Consider the following 3,015-nt stretch of genomic DNA (forward strand, 5'->3'; position numbering starts at 1 on the left):
GCGTGATGCTGTATTTATCTTTTTCTTATATATATAGTCTCGAAATGAATGAAAAAATTGTATTAAATAAAATCATGCGTAATTTAATAATGAAATTCAAAGGTTAGTAGTGAGAATTAATATGACAAAATTAGTATCAGTTATAGTTCCTATGTATAACGTAGAGAAGTATATAGAGAGTTGTGTTAACTCGATAATCAATCAGACATATCAAAACTTAGAAGTTTTACTTATTGATGATGGTTCCCCTGATGGCTCTGGTTGTATAGCAGATAGACTATCTTGTGTAGATCATAGAATTAAAGTAATACATACAGAGAATAAAGGCGTAAGTCAGGCGCGAAATTTAGGTATTAGTACATCTTCTGGTGATTATTTGGTTTTTGTTGATGGTGATGATTGTCTAGAGCCGGACTTTGTTGAATACATGATGGGGTTGGCCATGCAAAGTGGAGCTGAGTTTGTAATGTCAAAGAATTGCAACTTGTTCCCTGGTTACATTAATAATAATGTTAAGCTTGACTCAGTTGAATACTGGTCACCAGCCAAAGCATCAGCAGAATTACTTTATCCTGGGAAAATTGAAATTGGTTGTTGGAATAAGCTCTTTTCAAGAGAGTTTATTGAAAAAAACAAAATTATATTTCCAAATAAATACTATATGGGGGAGGGGCTTCATTTTATCGTAAGTGCTGCACAAAAAGCACGATTTGTATGTGTTGGAGAACGGTCTGTTTATAATTATAGGAAGGATAACCAACAAAGTGCCACTACAGTTGTAAATATTCCAAAATATATAAATGCATTGGCTGCTATTGATGATATAAGTAACGGGATTATCTTAAAGTCTGACATTCTTGATCTGGCTGTTATGTATCATAAGTATATGACGATGTATATTGCGCTTCATACAATATACATTACCGATAATGCTGATGATTATAGTGATGAGGTGGAATGTTATAAAAGATACTTGAGAAAGTATCTATATGAATTCTTGAACGGTGAGTTTGCGACATCTGTGAAAATGAAAGCAGTTATGTTTGCTGTAAATCCTAAATTAGCTTGCGAGACATTAAAAACAGTCAAAGCTATTATTCGATAAAATTGGTACGAAATTTTATCATGTGTTTGATTATGCATCACGCTATGCAAGTGAGTTTGTCTAGAGGTGTGTTCATATGTATTCACCTGATTGTTATCCATAATCAGGGAGTGATCATACGGCTTCAAATCGTATACCCAAATGGTACCCCAGCGCGTTATCTGTGTAGTCACCGTATGATCACCAACGAGAAAAGCTCGTTGCAAACTCAGCTCTGCTAGAGCTTGCCAAAGAGCTCAATAACGTCAGAAAGTTTGCGAGCTCATCACCTACCGCCGTCAGCAGTTCTACGAAATTCGCCGGAATTACTAGGTCGATAGTGCTGAGGGCTTGCTCTACAAATTGCACAATTGTTAAGGGGGCTAATCCCAACCGAATGCCCCCAACCCTAGATTGAGCAGGCCATCCTCGAAACCTACCCATGGCCAGTGCGCGGGCGCAGGAACTCGCTTTGTAGGGTATCAACGTCAGAGCTGCGGAGTGCGTGGCGTGTACAACGTCACGACCTGCTTTTCAAACACGACCGCTTGCTGCGCCTCGAGAAAACCCACCAGGAACAGGTCATTGAGCTCAAAGACGAGCAAATTCGCCAGTTAGAGGACTTTAGTCCCGAGTGCCGCGAACGCCATTGAGATTCACTAGGCTGTCGACACCTTCTTCGTTGGTGTGTTCAAGGGAGTCGGCAAGGTGTATTTGCAAACCGTGCTTGACTGTTACAGTCTCCACGCCTAGAGACTGCTCTACACCAGCAAGCTTCCGGTGATCTCACTCCAACGAAACAGTGCTGCCATTTTTCGAAGCCCATTAGGCGCTGGTCTATCATGCTGCCGTACAACGGGCGCGAGTTCTGTGGGCGGCTGACAACCAAGGTGCGTGGGCCACAGAGCTGCGGCTTGATCGAGTGACTATAAGCCCCCCGGTTGATGAACACTGCCGTGTCAAGGGGTGGATAACCTGGTATGAGCCTGTAGAGCAGATGTAGACAGATCTGGAAAGCTACCTGTAACACGACAATAACCAGCGGCCACATCAGGGCTGGATAATAGAGGGGCAGACCCCCTACAACATGTTCAAGACGGGTCTGAAATTGATAACGAAGGAAGTGCGTATAAAGTAGCGTAAACAAGACCCCGGTTTGAGGCCGGTGTCAGGTGATAACTAGGTCTGTACATAGCATTGTTGACTTCATGTTGATGAGAATTTAACTCCTAGAAATATCACTTAGTGAATCACTTTTGTTTTTGATGAAAAGATAAATATCATGAGATTTTATATGCGTGAAATAAGTCTGGCTATATTGTTTTGTTTTCTTTCGTTAATGAGTTCAGGCCTATACATGTTAGGCATGGCTATTGTGTGGTTAATATTCTGTCTGCTCATTAATTACAATAAGATTGGTAATATTCGATTGTTAAACGGAGATTACTGGCTTGTGTTTATATTTGTATTTTATTGTATCTTTTCGATTGCTGTAAATAAATATAACTCAAGCGTAAATATATATATTGTTGCTCTTCTCTATATGTTTTTCTCCTATTTTTCTGTTTCACTATTACTTAGTTATAATATTTGTTTAGGTGTAAAGATCTTCAGGTTTTTAATCGTAATCTTATGTTGTTCTTTATTGGTCCAAATAATGGTTTATTGGGTGGGAGGATATTATGTTGACTTTAATAGCCTATTTTCATTTGGTTATTCAGAATCTAGATATCTAAGTAAAACGCTTCAAGAGTTTGAAATCATTCGACCTACTTCATTTTTTACTGAGCCATCCAATGCTAGCGCTGTCATATCAATAGTAACATTTTGCTACTTAATACTTTTGAAAAAAGTTGATGGTTATGTATTCCTAGGGTTCATATCATCTATGATGACTTTGTCGACAGCGGGGATTCTAATTTGCTCAATAT

At 39.1% G+C, this 3,015-nt stretch carries 1 protein-coding gene and 1 pseudogene; both read left to right on the top strand.

The features are described from left to right. Positions 1-121 precede the first annotated feature (121 nt). Positions 122-1,105, top strand: coding sequence for a glycosyltransferase family 2 protein (locus tag DBR30_RS01685; RefSeq protein ID WP_108541158.1), 984 nt, complete (start codon positions 122-124; stop codon positions 1,103-1,105). A gap of 214 nt (positions 1,106-1,319) precedes the next feature. Beyond that, positions 1,320-2,222, top strand: a pseudogene (locus DBR30_RS01690) (IS481 family transposase). The last annotated feature ends 793 nt before the right edge of the window (positions 2,223-3,015 follow it).

The sequence above is a fragment of the Aeromonas sp. HMWF017 genome (assembly GCF_003061465.1).
GTDB classification, from domain to species: domain Bacteria; phylum Pseudomonadota; class Gammaproteobacteria; order Enterobacterales; family Aeromonadaceae; genus Aeromonas; species Aeromonas veronii.